This is a genomic window from Collinsella sp. CM84Y_54, from assembly GCF_036317945.1.
In the GTDB taxonomy this organism is placed as follows: Bacteria; Actinomycetota; Coriobacteriia; order Coriobacteriales; family Coriobacteriaceae; genus Collinsella.
The window spans coordinates 93,926-113,963 of record NZ_JAWQCX010000004.1; the positions used below are offsets into that span (position 1 = coordinate 93,926).

17 protein-coding genes and 1 tRNA gene are annotated in these 20,038 nt (G+C 60.9%); 14 read left to right on the forward strand and 4 right to left on the reverse strand.

The window, feature by feature from the left end; genetic code table 11:
• Positions 1 to 202: 202 nt before the first annotated feature.
• Entirely contained in the window at positions 203 to 1,021 is an 819-nt protein-coding gene (locus V2391_RS07475; protein WP_329738826.1) for an exodeoxyribonuclease III, read from the reverse strand.
• 113 nt (positions 1,022 to 1,134) lie between these two features.
• Here V2391_RS07475 and V2391_RS07480 point away from each other — a divergent pair, with 113 nt between their 5' ends.
• The 3 genes from V2391_RS07480 (at position 1,135) to V2391_RS07490 (ending at position 4,411) form a co-directional block, all read left to right on the forward strand.
• Complete coding sequence (locus tag V2391_RS07480) at positions 1,135 to 1,887, forward strand: NAD-dependent protein deacylase (protein WP_329738827.1); 753 nt, start codon at positions 1,135 to 1,137, stop codon at positions 1,885 to 1,887.
• A 94-nt stretch (positions 1,888 to 1,981) separates the two neighbouring features.
• On the forward strand, positions 1,982 to 3,709 hold the full coding sequence (gene folP / locus V2391_RS07485) for a dihydropteroate synthase (RefSeq protein ID WP_329738828.1): 1,728 nt from the start codon (positions 1,982 to 1,984) through the stop codon (positions 3,707 to 3,709).
• Entirely contained in the window at positions 3,710 to 4,411 is a 702-nt protein-coding gene (locus V2391_RS07490; protein ID WP_329738829.1) for a hypothetical protein, read from the forward strand.
• Positions 4,412 to 4,607: 196 nt separating this feature from the next.
• Here the strand turns inward: V2391_RS07490 and V2391_RS07495 are convergent, their stop codons facing one another.
• Positions 4,608 to 5,381 (reverse strand): type III pantothenate kinase, encoded by a 774-nt coding sequence (locus tag V2391_RS07495; protein ID WP_329738830.1) that lies wholly within the window; start codon positions 5,379 to 5,381, stop codon positions 4,608 to 4,610.
• Between the two features lie 253 nt (positions 5,382 to 5,634).
• Here V2391_RS07495 and V2391_RS07500 point away from each other — a divergent pair, with 253 nt between their 5' ends.
• On the forward strand, positions 5,635 to 6,822 hold the full coding sequence (locus V2391_RS07500) for a protein phosphatase 2C domain-containing protein (protein ID WP_329738831.1): 1,188 nt from the start codon (positions 5,635 to 5,637) through the stop codon (positions 6,820 to 6,822).
• Positions 6,823 to 6,957: 135 nt separating this feature from the next.
• Positions 6,958 to 7,034, forward strand: a tRNA-Met gene (locus V2391_RS07505).
• A 394-nt stretch (positions 7,035 to 7,428) separates the two neighbouring features.
• Here the strand turns inward: V2391_RS07505 and V2391_RS07510 are convergent.
• Both V2391_RS07510 and V2391_RS07515 read right to left on the reverse strand, forming a co-directional pair.
• The gene (locus V2391_RS07510) at positions 7,429 to 8,262 is read right to left on the reverse strand and encodes a hypothetical protein (protein WP_329738832.1); all 834 of its coding nucleotides are present in this window, start codon (positions 8,260 to 8,262) and stop codon (positions 7,429 to 7,431) included.
• 79 nt (positions 8,263 to 8,341) lie between these two features.
• Positions 8,342 to 8,719, reverse strand: coding sequence for a DUF3846 domain-containing protein (locus tag V2391_RS07515; RefSeq protein WP_329738833.1), 378 nt, complete (start codon positions 8,717 to 8,719; stop codon positions 8,342 to 8,344).
• Positions 8,720 to 8,870: 151 nt separating this feature from the next.
• Here V2391_RS07515 and V2391_RS07520 point away from each other — a divergent pair, with 151 nt between their 5' ends.
• The 9 genes from V2391_RS07520 to V2391_RS07560 all read left to right on the forward strand — a co-directional run bounded on the left by V2391_RS07520 (position 8,871) and on the right by V2391_RS07560 (position 19,596).
• Positions 8,871 to 9,254 carry a hypothetical protein gene (locus V2391_RS07520; RefSeq protein WP_329738834.1) on the forward strand — a complete coding sequence of 128 codons (384 nt, stop codon included), beginning with the start codon at positions 8,871 to 8,873 and terminating at the stop codon, positions 9,252 to 9,254.
• Between the two features lie 30 nt (positions 9,255 to 9,284).
• The gene (locus V2391_RS07525) at positions 9,285 to 10,139 is read left to right on the forward strand and encodes a metallophosphoesterase family protein (protein ID WP_329738835.1); all 855 of its coding nucleotides are present in this window, start codon (positions 9,285 to 9,287) and stop codon (positions 10,137 to 10,139) included.
• Positions 10,140 to 10,758: 619 nt separating this feature from the next.
• On the forward strand, positions 10,759 to 12,789 hold the full coding sequence (gene bilR / locus V2391_RS07530; RefSeq protein WP_329738836.1) for a bilirubin reductase, long form: 2,031 nt from the start codon (positions 10,759 to 10,761) through the stop codon (positions 12,787 to 12,789).
• Positions 12,790 to 13,238: 449 nt separating this feature from the next.
• Entirely contained in the window at positions 13,239 to 13,634 is a 396-nt protein-coding gene (locus tag V2391_RS07535) for a transposase (protein WP_329738837.1), read from the forward strand.
• Between the two features lie 284 nt (positions 13,635 to 13,918).
• The gene (locus tag V2391_RS07540) at positions 13,919 to 16,801 is read left to right on the forward strand and encodes a proton-conducting transporter transmembrane domain-containing protein (RefSeq protein WP_329738838.1); all 2,883 of its coding nucleotides are present in this window, start codon (positions 13,919 to 13,921) and stop codon (positions 16,799 to 16,801) included.
• A 12-nt stretch (positions 16,802 to 16,813) separates the two neighbouring features.
• On the forward strand, positions 16,814 to 17,434 hold the full coding sequence (locus V2391_RS07545; protein ID WP_329738839.1) for an NADH-quinone oxidoreductase subunit B family protein: 621 nt from the start codon (positions 16,814 to 16,816) through the stop codon (positions 17,432 to 17,434).
• Complete coding sequence (locus tag V2391_RS07550) at positions 17,434 to 18,153, forward strand: NADH-quinone oxidoreductase subunit C (protein ID WP_329738840.1); 720 nt, start codon at positions 17,434 to 17,436, stop codon at positions 18,151 to 18,153. Before V2391_RS07545 ends, V2391_RS07550 begins: the two co-directional genes overlap by 1 nt.
• Positions 18,154 to 18,158: 5 nt before the next feature.
• Positions 18,159 to 19,247: a hydrogenase large subunit gene (locus tag V2391_RS07555; protein ID WP_329738841.1), complete on the forward strand. Its 1,089-nt coding sequence runs from the start codon at positions 18,159 to 18,161 to the stop codon at positions 19,245 to 19,247.
• Positions 19,248 to 19,254: 7 nt separating this feature from the next.
• Positions 19,255 to 19,596, forward strand: coding sequence for a 4Fe-4S dicluster domain-containing protein (locus tag V2391_RS07560; protein WP_329738842.1), 342 nt, complete (start codon positions 19,255 to 19,257; stop codon positions 19,594 to 19,596).
• Positions 19,597 to 20,038 lie beyond the last annotated feature (442 nt).

Genomic DNA, 20,038 nt, shown 5'->3' on the forward strand with positions numbered 1-20,038 from the left:
CCGATACCTCCAACCATACCCGCGTTTTATTAAAAACCGCAGGCTTTCTACCTGCGGTTTTCTTTTTGCGCTGCTCGTTGTGGTTGAGGGTGGTGGCTTAAACGTAGTAGATGGGCGCGTTTCGTGGCGGGCGGATCATGCGGATGCCCCCACGAGACCCAAAAATGGTCCGCCTTCCTTCGTCCCTGGGGAATCGTTGGGGCTAGAGCTCCAGCGTGAGAGTGACAGGGCAGTGGTCGCTGCCAAAGATGTCGCCGCGGATGCCGGTGTCGCGCACGTTGCCGGCGATTGAATTGCTTACCAGGAAGTAGTCGATGCGCCAGCCGGCGTTGTTCTTGCGTGCATTAAAACGGTAGCTCCACCAGCTGTAGACGCCCTCGACGTCGGGGTTTGCCGCGCGCCAGGTATCGGTGAAGCCGGCGTTGAGCAGCTCGGTAAACTTGCCGCGTTCCTCGTCCGAAAAGCCTGCGTTGCCGCGGTTGGATTTGGGGTTCTTGAGGTCGATCTCCTCGTGCGCCACGTTAAAGTCACCGCAGGTTACGACGGGTTTGCCGGTCTCGCGCTCGAGTGCGCTCAGAAAGCCGCGATAGGCGTCGTCCCAGGCCATGCGCACGTCGATGCGGGCGAGCTCGTTTTGCGCGTTGGGCGTGTAGACATCCACAAACCAAAACTTGTCAAACTCGAGTGCGCAGACGCGGCCCTCGGTCGCGGCTTGGGCGACGAGCTCGGCTGCATCGCCCTTGCCGGCGTAAGGCAGCAGCGCGTCGGCGTGCAACACGCGCAGCGGTTCCTGGCGGCTAAAGACCGCGGTGCCCGAATAGCCCTTGCGCTCGGCGTAGCTCCAGGTTTGGTGGTAGCCGGGCATGTCGATATCGACTTGGCCTTCCTGCAGCTTGGTTTCCTGCAGCGCCAGGATGTCGACGTCGAGTTCCTGCGCGATTTGGATAAAGCTCGGGTCTTTTTTGAGCACGGCGCGCAGGCCGTTAACGTTCCAAGAGGCAAACGTGTAAGTCTGAGGCATGGTGTCCTTTCGACGGGGTTGGCAGGCTTAAGATTAGCGCAACACGAGCGGGGCGGAGTCCGCGAGCGACGGCGCAAACGCCGCCGCCCCGGTGGCAAGGACGGAGGACACACATGACGCAGGCAATATCGGATCCCAGATGGGCCTCCGCTGCGCTGGCGGAGCTGTTCAATACCCACAAGCGCGTGGTCTTCTTTGGCGGCGCGGGTGTTTCCACGGCGAGTGGCATCCCCGATTTCCGCAGCGTGGACGGCCTGTATCACCAGCAGTTTGCCTATCCGCCCGAGACTATGCTCTCGCATAGCTTTTACGAGGCGCATCCGGCCGAGTTCTTCGACTTCTACCGCACCAAGATGATCGCGCTTGGCGCCAAGCCCAACCGCTGCCACACCAAGCTGGCCGAGCTGGAGCGCGTCGGCAAGCTAAGTGCCGTGGTGACGCAAAACATCGACGGCCTGCATCAGATGGCCGGCTCGCGGCGCGTGTTTGAGCTGCATGGTTCGGTCCATCGCAATATCTGCCAGTCGTGCGGCGCGGTCTATAGCGCCGAGTGGATTTGCTCGCGCGAGCACGAGGACGCCGCGGGCGTGCCCGTGTGTCCTGCGTGCGGCGGGCGCATTAAGCCCGATGTGGTGCTCTACGAGGAGCCGCTCGACGAGCGCGTGCTGACCGGTGCCGTTGCCGCCATCGCCGCGGCCGATGCCCTCATCGTGGGCGGGACCTCGCTCGTGGTGTATCCGGCGGCGGGCCTTACGCGCTACTTTACCGGCGATACGCTGGCCATTTGCAATCTTGCTCCCACCGATCAGGATGCAAATGCCGACCTGCTGATTTCTTGCGACATCGCGGCCGCGTTTGCGTTCTAGCCCGTGTGCGCGGATACAATAGAAAGACTGATTGCAAAGCGACCCCGCCGCCAGCGCCCAGGCGCGGCGGCGCGGGCATTTTAGGAGGATGTTCATGGCGAACGATAGCAAGACATGGCGGTGCGGAAAGTACGAGCTCAGCTTTGACCGCCCGCGCATCATGGGCGTCCTCAACGTGACGCCCGATTCGTTTAGCGACGGCGGGGAGCACTTCGATCCGGATGCCGCCATCGAGTACGGCCTGGCGATGCTCGACGCCGGTGCCGACATCATCGATGTGGGTGGCGAGTCCACGCGCCCCGGATTTACCCCGGTCAATCCCGACGAGGAGGCTCGCCGCGTGCTGCCCGTGGTGCGCGCGCTGGCCAAAGAGGGCGCCATCGTCTCGATCGACACGCGCCACGTGGCGGTTGCCAAGGCGGCCGTGCGCTGCGGCGCCTCGATCGTCAACGACGTGACGGGCTTCACCGATCCCAAGATGGTCGAGTTTGTCGCGACGAGCACCTGCGGCGTTATCGTGATGCACGCCGGCGAGGTCGCGGCACCCACGCGCACGCATGCAACGGTGCAGCTCGATACCTCTGCTGCGGCGTTTGTTGCCGAGAAGGCACGCGAGGCGGCCGCCGAGGCTGCGCGCGAGGCCGAGAAGCCTGCCCGCCGTCGCCGTGGCAAGTTGCTGGGCGAGCCCAAGACGGAGGCCAAGCTGCCAGGCGGCGTGGTGCAGCCCTCGTTGCCGTTTGGCGATCCGGAGCCCGCGCCCGAGCCCACGGACGAGCAGAAGCAGGAGGCACCGGCCGCCGAAGAGGCCGCCCCTGTCTCCGAGGCCGCCGCGACCCCTGAGTCCGCGCCGGAGCCCAATGACCGCCTGGCAGCCATGATGCGCCGTAGCGCCCGCCGCGAGGAGGCCTACGTGCCCACCTCTCAGCTCCGCCGCTTTACCCTGCCCGATTCGGCGCCCATCATGCGCCGTGTCATGGGCTTTCTGTCCGACCAGGCCCGCACGCTCATCCATGCCGGCGTGTCGCGCGACCGCATCTGCATCGATCCCGGTCCGGGCTTTGGCAAGACGGCCAACGAGGATATCGTCATCCAGCGCGAGACCGCCAAGATGGCGTCGCTGGGCTACCCGCTCGTGTGTGCCGTGTCGCGCAAGCGTTTTGTGGGCGCCGTTTCGGGCGTGACCGAGGCCGCCGCGCGCGATGCCGCCACGTTTGGCGTGTGCCTGGGCGCTATCCAGGCCGGTGCCAACATCGTGCGCGTGCACGACGTCACCGGCTTTGCGCAGTTCCTGAACGGTTACTGGGCTGTCGCCAAGCCGCAGCCGCGCCGTGCGTTTGTGGCCGTGGGCTCCAACCTGGGGCATCGTTGCGATAACATCCGCGCCGCACGCGACATGATCGCCGAGATTCCGCTCACCTGCGTGTCCAACTGCTCGCGCATCTACGAGAGCGAGCCGGCCTACGAGACGCGCCAGGACGCATTCGCCAACGCCGTCATCGAGATCAAGACCGAGCTGGCGCCGCTGGTGCTGCTCGACGAGCTTATGAAGATCGAGGCCGAGCTGGGGCGCGACCGCTCCAAGAAGGCCAAGGCCAACGGTCCGCGCACCATCGACCTGGACCTGCTGTGGATGGATGGCGAGACCCACGGCGGCAAAAAGCTGCGCCTGCCGCATCCGCTGATCGGCGAGCGCGACTTTGTGCTGGTGCCGCTCGAGGACCTGATGCACGACCCGGCGCGGTTCTTCCGCTACAACGGTGTCGAGGTCAAGGAGCCCGAGGAACGTGTGGGCCATATCGTGGGCGAATTGGGGCGTATGTAGATGATTGAGATGAATGCTGTAGCCGTCGGTACCGAGCTTGACGCCGCGCGCGACGCGGGTCGCGAGGGTGCGTCCGCGGGCTGGTGCGCTTGGAGCGCGGGCGAGGCGTCGTTGACGTTTTCGCTGGTCATGCGCCCGGATGTGAATATGCATGCCTTCCACGGCCTGCCGTTTGTGACGGCGATGGGCATGATGGACGCGCTTGTGGGCACGGCGTCGACGCCGGGCCTGGGCCTTGCCGGCAAGGTGGGCATTGAGTGGCCGAGCAATATCGTGTGCGGCGCGCCCGCGTTTGAGACGTCGCTCGCTCGCGTCGCCGTCAACGGCGGCGCCGGTGCCGCGGGCATGTTCGGTGCCGTGACGGTGGATATTGAGCGTTCGGCGCTGAGCGAGCTTGGTGTGGACGTGGCTGACGAAGCGCTGGTCGAGGCGCTGGCCGCCGCCTTGCTGACCCGCGTGGACGCCTGGGCGGTTGTTGCCAACACGCCGCAGGGCGCTGCCGGTCCGCTGGCCCCCGTGCTGGGCGAGTGCTTCGACATGGTGCCGCTGCTGGGCCGCCAAGTTGCGGCGGTGTCGCCCAACGGTTTGCCGCTTGCGGTCGGTGTGTTTGCGGGCCTGGACATCTGGGGCCGCGCGACCATCAAGACCGATGCCGGCGAGCAGGAGTTTCCGCCCGAGGCCGTACGGATTCGCGGGCTGTAACGCGAGGCGCCCGCGTCCAAAGATAACGATGACAACGAAGCCCTTCTCGGCTGTGCCGGGGAGGGCCTTCGCGTGACTGCAGAGCGGCATCTTGGTCCTATTCCTCAAAACTGAAAAATTTTCGTTTTTGAGGAATAGGCTTGGCGAATGTTTGCGGGGGGCTGTGGCATCGGGCGTGCTCGACTTAGGCCCCTGTCTACCCCAGCTCCTGCATGCGGCGGTAGATTTCGCAGATGCCCTTGATGGTGAGCTGTCCGTCGACTACGTCGAAGGCATCGGTCGAATCGGCGACGATGCCGGCGAGACCGCCTGTGGCGATAACCGTGGCGTCCTCACGACCCAGCTCGCGCTTCATGCGCGCGACCAGGCCCTCGGCCATGGCGGCAGCGCCCACCACGGCGCCGACCTTGATGCACTCCTCGGTATCGCGGCCGATGGCGTGCTCGGGCGCCTCGAGCGGCACGCTGGCGAGCTTGGCAGCACGCGCGGCAAGCGCATCCATGGAGATGCGGATGCCCGGCGCGATCGCTCCGCCAATGTAATAACCGTTCTCATCGATGACGTCGATATTGGTCGCGGTGCCAAAGTCCACCACGATTGCCGGCGCGCCGTAGAAAGTTTCGGCCGCAACGGCGTTGGCGACGCGGTCGGCGCCCACAGCCTGGGGACGCGCCGCGCGCAGCTTGGTCACCGCGGCCGTCTGCGGCCCAATGACGATGGCGTCCGCGGCAATGCGGTCGGCCACGGCGTGCCACTCGCGCGAGAGCTGCGGCACCACGCCGGCAAAGGCGATCGCGTCGACCGCGTCGAGCGAAAGGCCGTACATCTTAAAGAAACCCATCAGGCGCACGTGGATCTCGTCGGCAGTATAGGAGCGGTCGGTGGGCATGCGCCACGACTGCACCAGCTCGTCTCCGTCAAACAGGCCCATGGCCGTCTGCGTGTTTCCCATATCGATAGCGAGCAGCATGTCTACTCCAGGTGTCGGCGTAAAAGGACGCGCACCATTGTATACGTGCCGTCGGCGCTGCTGCGCCGCGATTCGTCTGCGTGGGCGTTTGGACCCGTGTTCAGCTGAACCGAGTGCGACCGAAACGCCCGTTTTGCTGCCAGACTGTCGGCGACAAAGCGGGCGGTCCAAGCCCGCGGAAGCAGCCCTGGACGCGGCGCAGGACGGACCAGAGCCCGCCGCGCCCAGCCGGTGTGGACGATAAGGAGTAGAGATGTTGATTCACTACGAGGCGAGCGTAGCAGGTGCCAGGCATGAGTTGCAGGGGTGCGGAAATCGGGAGCACTGCTGCGTGAGGGTGGTCGAGCCGCCTCGCGCGTTCGGCGCGGTGGGGGATGGTGGCCCGGACGGCGGAGGCTCGGTGGCCGACGCGGCGCCTCGCCAGGCGATCGTTGCCGCCGTCGCGGGTGGTATGCCATCCATGATTTTGAGCAGCGAAGGTGCCCACCTTGCCAGCGAAGCCGCCGCCGATGCCGCGGCCGAGGCGTATCGTCGGGGCGAGCTCGTGCCGGGTGATGCCTCTGCCCTTAAGGGCGTGTTTGAGCGCGCTCTCCGTGCGGTCGCAGACGTGGCCGTCGATCAGCCCGCTGCCGACATCGCCTCGTTTGCCTGCACAATGTGCCTGGTGGTATGGGACGGCACGCGCGTCTGGTATGGCAATGCCGGCGATTCCGGTGCGGTTGCCGTGGGTCTCATGGGCGATCCGTTTGCCCTGACGCATATGCACTGCGGGCCGCTGTCGAGCCAGCCGTTCCCGCTGCACGATTCCTGTCACTGGGAGTTTGGCTATCGCGGGGACGCCGAAAGCGTACTTGTGGCCACAAGCGGCATGCTCGGGCAGTTTGCCGAGTGGGAGCCCGGCTCTTACGGTGCGGCGAAGGCGTATGATCGCGGGCTCATCGGCTTGCTTACAAACCGGAATATCGATGTGGACGACCTGCCGGCGATGAATATCGCTGCAGCTAAATATCTGAATGAGTTGCCCGCGGCTCGCGTGGACGGCGATAAGACGGTGGTGGCGTTGATCAACAGCGAGAAGTCTTCGCTGGCAGATTTTATTGACTCCATGGTGAAGGACGTGACGGCCGAGCGTCTTGCCGCGAAGGGCGTGTCCTTTGCGGACGAGGATGACGATCGAAAAGTCGTGCTGCCGTGGAGCGATGAGCTGCGCATGCGTGCCAGCGATGTGGCGAATGACGTGGGCGGCGACTTCACTGTAGAGCTTGAGTATCAGCTCATGTGCGGCATGTCGCTCGACCGCGCTTTTGAGCTGGCTGCCGCCGCGGCCCGTGAGCGCGCCGAGAGGTATCGCGTGTTTGAGGACTGCGTAGCCGATGGACCCGAAGGTTTTGACGCTGCCGTTTTGTCCGACGATGAGGTGTCGTTTGACGGGATGGTCTAGCGGCGTCGCGGGCCCTGGACTCTTCGCGCCGGGGGCGTTCAAGATATGAAGGAATTATGCTCTACGAGATTTTCCTTGCCGTTTACCGAACTCCCGCGTAATATTCTTTCCTGCGCACATGAGGCGCCCAGACATTGCGGGGTGGAGCAGTCTGGTAGCTCGCCGGGCTCATAACCCGGAGGTCGTAGGTTCAAATCCTGCCCCCGCGACCAAGAACTTGCAGCTCGTCGGCTTAGCCGGCGAGCTTTTTTGTTATCAAGGGACCGTCTTTCGGCGTGGTCCACAGCTTCTCAAACAATATCTCGATCTGTAACATCTAGACCCGATTTGGGCGGCTAGGTGTTACAGATCAAGATATACCGGTGGGTTGGGTCCCGTTTGTCTAAATCTGTAACACGAGGGACGGATTCTGCCGAGCAGCTGTTACAGATTGAGATTTTCTAGCAGGCGGGTTTGGTTTGTCTCGATCTGTAACGCCTAGGGCCGGTTTTGGTCGATAGATGTTACAGATCGAGACGTTTTGTTGGGATGGTTTCTATTGTCTCGATCTGTAACAGGTAGGGGCCAAAAGTGGGCCTAGATGTCGCAGATTGAGACAATTAGAAATTAGACTGATGCCTCTTCGAGAAGCTGGCCTCGCCTTTCCAGGATTGTGGAGCATGTGCTCAGGTACGCTGGTATGCTGTTTTTGAGCTCATTCATATGGGGGCATCTCAGACTTCCGATACCCGCGAGATCGCGGATGCAATCTCGGGATATGTGCTCATTTTCGAAGAATGGCTGGAGCTTCTCCCTCTCAATCCATTTGGCGATATCGATGTTTTCATCGGCGGCACGATGATTTGCAAGATCATATTTACCGAATAGCCAGTCCAAGAAACTAGGCATGTAGTCATACATTTTCCCGCGTTTGCTGTTCCACGATCGGTCGAGTAGGATCATAACGTTCGCCCTGGTCTGGCCGAGTTCAAAAAGCCTCTCGAGGGCTGCTGTGGCTTCGTTGTCGCGTGGTAGAAATTCATCGATATGATCGTTGAACTCCTGTAAGAAGGGCGCGTGGCGCTTTATCATGAAGTCTCTGGGTTGTTTATCGCCATACACATCAGTCGCGTACTGCCGTCCTGCAGCAACTGCGTCGCTATTCAAGCCACACTCGTATTTGGGATTCTCCTTAGGACATTTGACTCCATACTCGAACTCACGCCACCACACCCATCGCTCGTTGGGAGCACTGTTGAGGGTGGCTCGAAGCGGGACCCATAGGGAAAAGATGAGATCGGCGTTCAGGACCAAGTCATTGGGGACACGGCGATCTCGGGACGCGATAATACAGTCCAAATCGTTTCTCTTCCTCCAATCATCGTAGCCGCCCGGTTCTAGGCACGGGTCCGGTTCGCACCAATAGCTCAGCATTTTCCGAATTGCATCGTAGTCGCACATGGGCTTTCCTCTCTTTTTTCGGGAATGGTAGGGAATGCGGACGGTGCTTTGGACTGTCCGCATTCCCTTATCGGGCTGTTTATTGGGGCCGCTGCTCCCAGTTGACATCGTATCCGCTGTACTTTTGCTGGTAGAAGCGTTGAACCTCTGCCGGCATATCGATCGTGCTGGCGGTTTTTCTGTCGATGGCGACAATGAGAAAGTTCCCGAACACGATATCGATGAGCTTGCCATTAGCCCAACGAATGGCTCGATTGGGCGCAGAGCCATCAAATTTTCCCGCATCGTTCACATACAGGAGGACCTCGACGTCATCGTCCCACGTCTCATCGAAAGCGCATGCAAACATTTCGCACCGCAGGGTTTTGTTGATGTTGTTCACCACAACCGGTTGCGGACGGCCCCCGATGGGAACGAGCAGCATCTCCTTACCGCGCTTTCCGTCTTTATACGTCATTAGACACTCCTTAAAAATATCGTCTACTATCGAATCTACTTCAGTGTAAGATTCAATTGATAATAAATCAATAGATAGCTTAAATAAATCTCGTCTAAAACTGGATTACCATCGAGTATAATTGACTTAAACGTTGCGAAAGGACATGGGCATGCATACAAAATGGCTTCCAACCAAGGAGAATATAGAGACCGTCGTGAGTAAAATTAGCCCTGGAAAGCTCTATACACGTCAGCAGGCTATTGATGAGCTCGAGATCGCCGGATCTATTTTTGACAGAAATATCCGCTTAAATTCAATGTGGCTTGCCTACGGCAAGCCGGTAATGGCTGGTCGCATGACCCTCTATCCAGGCGAAGAGTTGGTTCATCAATTCCGACGTCTTGAAGATCCAGCGGTGGCACTTCATCTCTTCAATCTCTACTACCGCTCGAGTGAGGAGGAGTTCCAGCAAGAAATTGGTGTGCCTCGCGATGAGGTATTTGCGGAGGGCACCTATCTAACTATAGGCGGATGGAAGGGCATTAACTACTAACGGCTGCGAGCGGACGGGAGTGCGTGGCCTATGGCAACATCCAACCAAAAGACACTTGTTGTTGGAGATATGCATCTTAAAGAGGAGCTCATACTGGGACGCGTTGACGCGGCAGTTTCTCAAATGGACATTGAGCGCGTGGTCTTTTGTGGCGACTATACCGACGAGTGGCACAGCAACCGACTCACAACGCTGGATGCCCTCGACATGCTCGTCGCTTGGGTCAGACGGAGGCGTAGACAGGGAATGGAGATTGACCTCGTGCTCGGAAACCACGATATGCAGTATCTCCGTCGTGCGCCAGGGCCCGGTACGCATGTCGATTTGTACGATGAGGTCGCGAATGCCCTCGCCACACTGGGCGTGCAGGTGGCAACAATAGCAGGTAATTGTCTGGTAACGCACGCGGGCGTTACGCGTGCGTGGGCAGATCGGCATCTGGAACTCAATGATACATATGATGTGTGCGACGTGTGCCAGGTCCTCAATGCGATGTGGGGGCGAGGTGGTGAAGACGATTTCGCTGCTCTTGAGTCTGCGGGACCCGGAAGGGGTGGATTTGAGATTCCCGGTCCGCTTTGGGCGGATCAATCAGAGCTGTACCAGGATCCGCTTCCCGGTATCCATCAGATAGTCGGACACAGTCCGGTCGAATCAATTGATCTATGGCAAATTCCCTCAGAAGATGGCTGTCACACGGCGGCGAAGCTGGTGTTTTGCGACACGTTCGGTCTCACCCGCGACCTAACACCCATTGGGGATGGCAGTATGCTCTTCGTCGAGGGAAAGTCCGTAGAGCCGGTGACTTCTGATTCGCTGGGGCTTGATCCGTGGTCCGTTGCATCATGGGAATGGATGTCAACATGCGTGCTTCCTTTTTTGTAGTCGAGAGACATGGGTAAGGGGACTACTTCGGATGCAGCCGGTATGTGTATAGTGGGCTAATTGGTTGCAATCGCAGGTTCTGTTTATGTCTCATCCGTTCATCTCAATTTGTAACATCTGGACCCGATTTGGGCGGCTAGATGTTACGGATCGAGATGTTTCGGCAGGACGTTCTCCGTTTGTCTCAATCTGTAACACGAGGGGCGGATTTTGCCGAGTTGTTGTTACAGATTGAGATTTTCTAGCAGGCGGGCTTGGTTTGTCTCGATCTGTAACAGGTAGGGGTCAAAAGTGGGTCTAGATGTTACAGATTGAGATGTTTGGTCGGACCGAATTTGTTCGTCTCGATTTGTAACATCTAGGGTCGTTTTTGGTCTGTAGGTGTTACAGATAGAGATTATCCGACGGAACGCTCCCGTTTGTCTCGATCTGTAACAGTAAGACCCGGTTTTGCCGAGCAACTGTTACAGATTGAGACAAACCGACGGGCCGTCCCGCCCCATCCACCTGCCGCCACCTGATATTCGCCGATTTTCGTTGTGCCGCTGTACCCCCATGCCATATCCTCTAGACAATTACACGGCACCATCGCCGCCGCGCCTATAAGAGAGGAATGTCTATGACCGCACCTGCATCCAAGCTGCTCCAGCCCATTACGGTTGGTCCCCTTGAGCTCAAGAACCGCATTATGTTTCCGCCGCTGACCACCGGCTACGAGGAGCGCGACGGTTCCATTGGCGAGCGCAGCCTGGCTTTTTACGAGCGCCTGGCCCGTGGCGGCGTGAGCTACATCGTCATCGGCGACGTCGCTCCTGTTATGACCGCGAGCCCCACGCCCAAGCTGGCAACCGACGCCCAGATCCCCACGTTTAAGGCGCTGGCCGATGCCGTCCACAAGCACGGCGCCAAGATCGCTTTGCAGCTGTTCCACCCCGAGTACGACGTGCCCGGGGTCGGCCACATGGTCATGGGATCCATGGCCGCCGCCAAGGCTGCGCAGGAGGCCAAGGCCGCCGGAGACGAGGAGACCTTTGCCGCCAAAATGACCGAGTCCAACGAGATCCGCAATCAGGCCTACGCCAAGCTGCACCACGACATGCAGCACTTTGTGAACGAGGCCAGCGTGGAGCAGCTCACCCAGATCAAGGAGGCCATCGCTGCCTCGGCCGCTCGCGCACAGCAGGCCGGGATCGACGCCATCGAGGTCCACGGCGACCGCCTGGTGGGCTCGCTGTGCTCGGCCATCCTCAACCAGCGCACCGACGAATACGGCGGCTCGTTCGAGAACCGCGTTCGCTATGCGCTCGAGGTCGTCGCCGCCATTAAGGAGGCCGCGCCGCAGCTGATGGTGGAGTACAAGCTCCCCGTGATCATGGAGAACCCTGACGGCACGCCGCGCGGCAAGGGCGGCCTGCAGCCCGACGAGGCTTGCGAGTTTGCCAAGCTGCTCGAGGGCGCGGGCATCGATATGATCCAGGTTGCACAGGCCAACCACACCGGCAACATGGGCGACACCATTCCGCCCATGGGTGCCATGCCCTACAATTGGACGCTGCCCGTGGCCGAGCGCGTCAAGGCCCTGGTCTCCGTGCCGGTGGCAACCGTCGGCCGCGTGGTTTCGGTCGAGGCCGGCGAGAAGATCCTGGAGGATGGCTCGGCCGACATCATCGCCTATGGCCGCTCGCTCATGTGCGACCCCGACATTGCGCAGAAGGCCGCGACCGGCGAGCCTATTCGCGAGTGCCTCAACTGCAACAAGGGTTGCGTCGACGCGATTCAAAACCGCAAGTACATCTCGTGCGTGCTCAATGCCGAGAACGGCGATGAGGCGACCATCGCCATTAAGCCTGGCGAGGGCGACAAGAAGATCGCCGTGGTGGGCGGCGGTATCGCCGGCCTAGAGGCCGCGCGCGTGGCGGCCAAGCGCGGCTACGACGTGACCGTCTACGAGGCGAGCGATCATCTGGGCGGCCAGATTGTGCTGGCGGCCGCGCCTCCGCGCAAGGACGAGATCATGCGCTCGGTCGAGTACTACGAGAAGATTCTGCCCGGCCTGGGCGTGAAGGTTGAGCTCAACCACGCAGCTACTGCCGAGGACCTCAATGCCGCCGACGCCGCGATTGTGGCCGTGGGCGCGCACGAAGTGGTCATCCCCGTTCCGGGTGCCGATTCGGACAAGGTCGTCTCGAGCTGGGACGTGCTGGCCGGCAAGGTGGAGCTCACGGGCCGCGTCGCCGTCATTGGCGGCGGCCTGGTGGGCACCGAGACTGCCGAGTACCTGCTGCAGCACGGCTGCGAGGTGGCGATTGTCGAGATGCTCGACAAGATTGCCGCGGGCGAGTCCGAGACCATCCTGCCGCTGATTATGAGCGACTTTGCCGAGCATAACGTGGAGCAGCACGTGAAGACCCGCCTGACCGCCATTACCGACGAGGGCGTGGAGGCCGTTCGCACCACCGAGGACGGCGCCGAGGAGCCGGTGAAGATCGCTTGCGATTACGTGGTGATGGCTGTGGGTTCCAGGGCCAACGTGTTTGACCTGGACGGCGTGACGGTGCCCGTGACCTGCGTGGGCGACTGCTCGGGCGAGCGCACCGCCGACATCGCGAGCGCCATTCGCACGGCATATCACGCGGCCAACGAGCTGTAGTTAACATCGCAGCGGGGCGGGGCGGTAGCACGGATCCACCTCGCCCGACTGCGTCCCATCGGGTGTCAACCGGGGCGGGGTCTGCAAGCGCAGCAGGTCCCGCCCTTCTTGTTTTGCTCCAGTGGATGGCAATGCGCGCTAATCATGAGGAGTGAGGACGTCTACTGCCTTGCAGACCGCTCAAAATTATTAGGGGAGGGGTTAATAATTATATCCTCTATACCAAAGGACATAAAGAGATGCCAATTTTGTTGGCAGGCGAATGACGATTGGCTGCGAGCTAGCTACCAGCGTAAATAATCGATAAAGAAATGTCGTAAATTGATGCCAAATGCCCAGATGCCACCGTTGCGATTTTCAATTAACTGCTACGTGCAAACAGCAAAATGCTACTATCTAACATGCACGTAAGAAGGCAGATTAACGGTTAAGGCTAAGAAGTGGCAGGTATGTCGGAAGCAACAAGGACTCGCACGCATGCGCCCGAGGTTAGGCAGCGCGCCGTCGAGATCCTCCAAGAGGGGGTTGGTCACCGCGCCCTCGCCGCAAAGCTTGGCATTCCCCAGGCCACGGCTCGTCAGTGGGCCCGCGCATATGACGTGGGCGGTGCCGATGCCGTGCTCAACGCGGGCGCTCGTCATCACACCTATTCGTACGAAGTAAAGCTCGCCGTGGTTAAGGACCGTCTGGAAAACGGCCTGACGGTTCGCGAGACCATGATCAAGTATGGGATTCCCAGCGAGTCTTCAGTCAAGGCTTGGTGCCGCCAGTATCGCGAGAGCGGCGAGTCCGCGCTGGTCGATAAGCCGCGCGGTCGCAAGCCGCGCGTTAAAAAGGAGGAATAGCGAACGGGATGGTGCGCCCACAGGGGCGCATTTTTTGCCGCGCCAACTTTTCGGACTGCCGCGAGCCTATCGGGACATCTTCCAACGTGGCCAATAAACCGCGCACAGTGGCCCGCGCGCCTGCCGCTGCGGTAAGGGAGCGTCACCCCTCTACTCCAATGCGGACAGACTCCTTGCCCCGTACGCCTAAAACTCCCCAGTTGACCGAAAACCTGCCGCCGTTGCTCCTCAATTGAGCTATAACATTAAACAATTGCAGCGTTTTTGCATGGGGGAGTGATGGTATGACGCTACTGTATTTCCTTACCCTGTTTCCGCTGGTACCGGCGCTGGGCATGCTGCTTGCGCGCGGTGACCGCGCCCGCGATGCGGTGGGGCTCATAGGTTCCGGCATTATTATGGCGGTGACAGTTGTAGTCGCCGTCATGTTTTTTGTCACGGGTCCGCAGAGCTTTGAGGTTGCCCCCGGCACCTCGCATGTGCTCTCGATCATCAGCTCCGCCATCGACGTAATTCTGTGCGCCGTTATCCTGTACAACGCGTACAAATATAGGAACGCGCTTACCGGTGTGCTCGGCGTAGTACAGCTAGTGGGCTCCGTTGCCTTTGCAGCCATGACGCTGCCCGCGGCCGAAGCCGTCACGGCGACGCCGCTCTACCTGGACTACATGAGCGTGATCATGGTGCTTGCCGTCGGCATCGTCGGCAGCCTGATCTGCGTGTACGCCCTGGGCTACATGAAGGACTTCCAGGCCCACGACGAGCACGAGGCAGCGCTGCGCGGGCAGACCGCGCCCGACCGTCGCCCGCAGTTCCTGGCGCTTATGTTCCTGTTCCTCTCGGCCATGTTCGTCATCGTGACGAGCGACAACCTTGAGTGGCTGTTCTGCGGCTGGGAAATCACCACCGTGTGCTCGTTCCTTATGATCGGCTACACGCGTACGCCCGAGGCCATTAAAAACGCCTTCACCCAGATCATCCTCAACATGATGGGCGGCATCGCGTTTTTGGCCGGACTCATGTACCTGCACGTTAACGGCATGCCGCTGACCATCTCGGGCATGATCGAGCTTTCCGGCGCCGGAACCGCGCAATCCGCGCTGCTGGTGATGCCGGTCATCCTGCTGTCGCTCGCCGCACTCACCAAGGCCGCGCAGATGCCGTTCCATACCTGGCTGCTCGGTGCCATGGTTGCCCCCACCCCCACGAGCGCCCTGCTGCACTCGTCAACCATGGTCAAAGCCGGCGTGTTTCTGATGGTCAAGCTGAGCCCGCTCTATGCCATCTATCCCGTGACCGGCTTTATGGTCACGAGTGTGGGTGCCATCACGTTTTTGCTCGCTGCCCTCATGGCCATCTCGCAGAGCAACGCCAAGCGCGTGCTCGCGTACTCCACCATTTCCAACTTGGGCCTCATCAGTGCCTGCCTGGGCGTCGGCGCGCCCGAGGCCGTATGGGCGGCCATCTTCCTGATCCTGTTCCACACGGTGGCAAAGTCGCTGCTGTTCCTGTGCGTGGGCACGGCCGAGCATCATATCGGCAGCCGCAATATCGAGGACATGGACGGTATGTTCAGCCGCATGCCGCACCTGACGCGCCTGATGATGCTGGGCATCATGGGCATGTTTGTGGCGCCGTTTGGCATGCTCGTGTCCAAGTGGGGCGCCCTGGTGGCGTTCGCGCAGACCGGCAACGTGCTCATGATCATGGTGCTTGCCTTTGGCTCGGCCGCGACGTTTTACTTCTGGGGCAAGTGGCTTGCCAAGCTTTCGGGCGTCGACCCCACGGCTCAAAACGTTGAGGTCAATGTCCATAAGACCGAATGGATGGCGCTCAACACCATCGCCGCGCTGCTGATTCTGTGCTGCGTAGCCTTCCCGCTCATCTCGAGCGGTCTGGTGTCGCCTTACCTCGCCATGGTGTTTGGCCGCGTGCCGTACGTTATCGGCAAGGACGCCATGTATCTGATGGTGGTTATCGTGGCGTTTATCGCCGTGGTGCTGCTGACGTCGTTCCGCGTGAGCAATAAGCCGCGCGTCAACGTGTACCTTTCGGGCGTGGGAACCGACAAATATCGCCATTTCCGCGGCTCGATGGGACACGAGGTGAAGGCCGAAAAGCGCAATTGGTACTCGGAGGACGCCCTTGGCGAGAAGCGCATTGGCCCCGCGGGTAGCGTCGTGTGCTGCAGCATTATCTTGTTTGCGCTGCTGTGCTGCGCGTGGATTGGGCCCGAGCGGCTTGCCATGAGCGCGCCCTCGGTGCTGCGCGGCAAGTATTTCGAAGGTTCGGGCGTCGTGGGCATATTTATTGGCACCGTGGCATTTGCCTTGCTGGCGCCGCTTGTGGGCGGCTTGATCGACGGTATCGACCGCAAGCTGTCCGCCCGCATGCAGGGCCGCGTGGGCCCGCGCCTGCTGCAGCCCTTCTACGACGTTGCCAAGCTGCTGCGCAAGGCCCCCGCCAGCGTAAATACCATGGACGATACCTATATGGCGTGCGCGCTCATCTTTACCGTCGTGGGCGGCGGTATCTTTGTGTCGGGCTCCAACACGCTGTTGTGCGCCTTTATGGTTACGCTCGCCGCGATCTTTGTGGTGTTGGCGTCTGCCTCGACGCAAAGCCCGTTTGCCCAGGTCGGCGCCGACCGCGAGCTGTTGCAGGTCATGAGTTACGAGCCCGCCGTTCTGCTGATGAGCGTGGGCCTGTATCTTGCCACCGACAGCTTTGATTCCATCGCCGTGACGGGGCAGTCGGCCCCCATCATCGTGTACAGCGCGCCCATTTTTCTCGCGCTGCTCGCGGTGCTTACCATCAAGCTGCGCAAGTCGCCGTTTGACCTTTCGTACTCGCATCACGCGCATCAGGAGATCGTTCAGGGCGTCGCCACCGAGATGAGCGGCGGCACGCTGGCCAAGATGACCCTTATGCACTGGTGCGAGACCGTGCTGTTTTTGATGTGGGTGGGCATGTTCTTTGTTTGGGACAACCCGGTGAGCTGGCTGGTCGCCCTGGTCGTGATGGCCGCGACGTATTTTGTCGAGGTCCTGATCGACAACACCTTTGCCCGTAGTACCTGGCGCAGCTGCTTTAAGCTCGGCTGGGGCGTGGCGCTGGTGTTTGGCCTGCTCAACCTTATGCCCATCCTCGTCGACGTGTTTATTTAGGAGGCGGCATCCATGGATCATAAAATGTCGCGCTCGCCGTGGGTTATTCATTACGACGGCTCGAGCTGCAACGGATGCGATATCGAGGTGCTGGCCTCGCTCACGCCATTGTTCGATGCGGAGCGCTTTGGCGTGGTCAACACCGGCAACCCCAAGCATGCGGATATCTTTTTGGTGACAGGCTCGGTCAATGCTCAGAACCTGCCCGTTGTGCGTCAGATTTACAACCAGATGCTCGAGCCCAAGTGCGTGGTGGCGTGCGGCATCTGCGCGTGTTCGGGCGGCGTGTTCCGCGATGCCTACAACGTGATCGGCGGCGTGGACCGCGCGATTCCCGTGGATGTGTACGCGCCCGGGTGCGCCATTCGCCCCGAGACCGTGATCGATGCCATCGTGGAGGCGTGCGGCATTCTGGACCAGAAGGAGGCCGTGATGCGCGCCGGCGGCGATCCGCTCACCGTGGGCGGCGCCGCTACCTGGGACGGTGGCGTTGAGCTGGGCGAGGACGGGTTTGTGGCTGCGGCTGGGGCCGGGGCTGATGGTGTCGGTGGCGCGCCTGCCGGGAAGCCCGCCGCGCCCGTCGCTGGCGACGCACCTGCTGGGACGCCCGTCGCTGCAAAGGAGGCCGAGTAATGCAAAAGGCAATCTATACCACCGTCGGGATCGACGAGCTCCTGCCGCATGTCCAGGCGCTCAAGGGCGTCGGCGCGCGCTTTGTGCAAATGCACGCCGAGCGCAACGTCGACGACGGCTCGTATCGCTTGGTCTATACGTTTATCAACGTTCGGGCTGCTCAGGAGCAGATCGCGCAGGACGGCAGCTATGCGATCGAGAACCTGGTGGTTGAGGGAATTGATCAGTACCAGGAGATTCCGTCCATCAGCTCGTACTATCCGGCAGTATTTCCGTTTGAGAACGAAGCGCACGACCTGTTTGGTCTTGCCATTACCGATATGCAGGTCGACTTTAAGGGCTTTTTCTACCAGGTCTCAACGGCCGAGCCCATGAGCGTTATCACGCCCGAGGTGAAGGCTGCGCGCGAGAAGGCCATGAAGGTCCGCGCGGTTGCAGAGGCCAAGGCGCGCAAGGCTGCGGCCGAAAAGGCTGCCGCTGCCACGGCCACTGCGGGGGAGGGCACTGCGGGCGCCGACGATGCTGCGGGCGCTGCCGTCGCCCAGCCCGCTGCGGCTGCCGGCTCCGATACTCAGCACGATGAGGCTGCTGCCAAGGCGGCGCTCAAGGCTGCCGAGATGGAGGCAAAGCTCGCCGCCATGGATCCCGAGAAAGCGGCCAAGGTCCGTGCGGCGCTTGCCGCAAAGGCCGCCCGCGACAAGCATAAAAAGGAGGCGTAAGGTCCATGGCACATCGCTCCGTTATTCCGTTTGGCCCGCAGCACCCGGTGCTGCCCGAGCCGCTTCATCTGGACCTGGTGATCGAGGACGACCGCGTTCTCGAGGCAATTCCGCAGATCGGCTTTGTGCACCGCGGACTCGAGAAGCTCACCGAAAAGCGTGACATGCACCAGTTTGGCTACATCGCCGAGCGCATCTGCGGCATCTGCGCCGTGGGCCACAGCTGCGGCTATGCCAGCGCCTGCGAGCGCATGCTCGACATCGAGGTGCCCGGCCGCGTGCAGTATATCCGCACCATTTTGCACGAGCTTTCGCGCATTCACTCGCATCTGCTGTGGCTGGGCCTGCTCGCCGATGCCTTTGGCTTCGAGGCGCTGTTCTATCGGTCGTGGACCCTGCGCGAGCAGATTCTCAAGATCTTCGAGAGCGCCTGCGGCGGCCGCGTGATCCTTTCGATTAACGAGGTCGGCGGCCTTAAGCATGACATCGAGGACTCCGAGCTGGCGGGTATTGTCCAGACGCTTGATGCCATGCGCCCCGACTACGAGGCCCTGGTGCATACGTTTTTGGACGACAATAGCTGCGGCGAGCGCCTGCATGGCGTGGGCATGATCAGCAAGAAGGACGCGCTGGAGCTTTCGATGGTCGGCCCGTTCGGTCGTGCCTCGGGCGTGGATTATGACGTGCGCATGTTTGGCGACGGTGCCTATGCGGACTTGGCTGCGTTTGAGCCCATCGTTGCTAGCGATGGCGACTGCTATGCCCGCTGCCAGGTGCGTTGTGCCGAGGTCACGCAGGCCATGGACATTATCAAGGAGCTTGTCGGCAAGATTCCGCACGACGGCATTGGCGGGCGTACCAAGCTCACACCGGCCGACGGCGCGTGCGGCGAGGTTGTGATTGAGCAGCCGCGCGGCGAGGCGTACTACTATGTGCGCGGCAACGGCACCAAGAACCTGGACCGTTTCCGCGTGCGCACGCCGACGTCGCAGAACCTGGCGGGTCTGACGCATGCGCTGCAGGGCGTGCTCCTTGCCAACGTGCCCATGATTATCCTGACCATCGACCCCTGCATTAGCTGCACGGAAAGGTAGGCGCGGCATGAGTTTGCTGACATTTGCCAAGACGGCCTGGGGCTCTATGGTCAAGCAGCCGGTAACGGTGTGCTATCCGCAGGAGAAGCTGGCGGCGCCCGAGCGCTTGCGCGGGCATATCGTCAACGACATGGATGTGTGCATTTGCTGTGGTATGTGCGCACGTCGCTGCCCGGCGGGCGCGCTCACGGTCGATCGCAAGGGTGGTACCTGGTCGATTGACCCGTATGCCTGCGTGGTGTGCGGTGAGTGCATCGAAAGCTGTCCCAAACACTGCCTGACTATGGACACCGCCCGCACTCCAGTTGCGGCGGACAAGACTCCCACGGTAGAAACCAAGCCGGAGTAGCGTTGGAATAGAGTTGGAATAGGGGCCGGTGGGGCAAGATTGCCCCACCGGCCCCGCGCTTAAACGCGCGGTTGTACCACTGCGAACAAAACTATGCCGGTTTACTACGATAAATCGCCTACCCTCAACCACACCGCATTTGGCAAAACAAAAACCGCAGGTAGACGGCTCGCAGTTTAGTGAAAAAGTCGCGCGTGATCGGCGACCTCGTTTTTATCGTAGTAATCCGGCATAGTTTTGAAATGGCACCATATCCGTAACAGCCTTTGATCCCCCGGGGACGGAGGAAAACGGATCATTTTTTGCCTTGCGAGGGCCGCCACGTGACCCGTCTGCCACGAAATGGGCCCATCTACTACGTTTAAGCCGCTGCCCTCAACCATGGCAAGTAATGCGAAATAAAAACCGCAGGTAGAGCACCTGCGGTTTTTCATGAAACGCG

Excerpts from the sequence above, each read along its gene's own strand:
- V2391_RS07490 (WP_329738829.1), top strand. The coding sequence starts at position 3,710 with ATGATTGAGATGAATGCTGTAGCCGTCGGTACCGAGCTTGACGCCGCG.
- V2391_RS07500 (WP_329738831.1), top strand. The coding sequence starts at position 5,635 with ATGTTGATTCACTACGAGGCGAGCGTAGCAGGTGCCAGGCATGAGTTG.
- V2391_RS07495 (WP_329738830.1), bottom strand. The coding sequence starts at position 5,381 with ATGCTGCTCGCTATCGATATGGGAAACACGCAGACGGCCATGGGCCTG.
- V2391_RS07475 (WP_329738826.1), bottom strand. The coding sequence starts at position 1,021 with ATGCCTCAGACTTACACGTTTGCCTCTTGGAACGTTAACGGCCTGCGC.
- V2391_RS07560 (WP_329738842.1), top strand. The coding sequence starts at position 19,255 with ATGAGTTTGCTGACATTTGCCAAGACGGCCTGGGGCTCTATGGTCAAG.
- V2391_RS07480 (WP_329738827.1), top strand. The coding sequence starts at position 1,135 with ATGACGCAGGCAATATCGGATCCCAGATGGGCCTCCGCTGCGCTGGCG.
- V2391_RS07520 (WP_329738834.1), top strand. The coding sequence starts at position 8,871 with ATGCATACAAAATGGCTTCCAACCAAGGAGAATATAGAGACCGTCGTG.
- folP (WP_329738828.1), top strand. The coding sequence starts at position 1,982 with ATGGCGAACGATAGCAAGACATGGCGGTGCGGAAAGTACGAGCTCAGC.
- V2391_RS07525 (WP_329738835.1), top strand. The coding sequence starts at position 9,285 with ATGGCAACATCCAACCAAAAGACACTTGTTGTTGGAGATATGCATCTT.
- V2391_RS07540 (WP_329738838.1), top strand. The coding sequence starts at position 13,919 with ATGACGCTACTGTATTTCCTTACCCTGTTTCCGCTGGTACCGGCGCTG.
- V2391_RS07550 (WP_329738840.1), top strand. The coding sequence starts at position 17,434 with ATGCAAAAGGCAATCTATACCACCGTCGGGATCGACGAGCTCCTGCCG.
- V2391_RS07515 (WP_329738833.1), bottom strand. The coding sequence starts at position 8,719 with ATGACGTATAAAGACGGAAAGCGCGGTAAGGAGATGCTGCTCGTTCCC.
- V2391_RS07555 (WP_329738841.1), top strand. The coding sequence starts at position 18,159 with ATGGCACATCGCTCCGTTATTCCGTTTGGCCCGCAGCACCCGGTGCTG.
- V2391_RS07545 (WP_329738839.1), top strand. The coding sequence starts at position 16,814 with ATGGATCATAAAATGTCGCGCTCGCCGTGGGTTATTCATTACGACGGC.
- bilR (WP_329738836.1), top strand. The coding sequence starts at position 10,759 with ATGACCGCACCTGCATCCAAGCTGCTCCAGCCCATTACGGTTGGTCCC.
- V2391_RS07510 (WP_329738832.1), bottom strand. The coding sequence starts at position 8,262 with ATGTGCGACTACGATGCAATTCGGAAAATGCTGAGCTATTGGTGCGAA.
- V2391_RS07535 (WP_329738837.1), top strand. The coding sequence starts at position 13,239 with ATGTCGGAAGCAACAAGGACTCGCACGCATGCGCCCGAGGTTAGGCAG.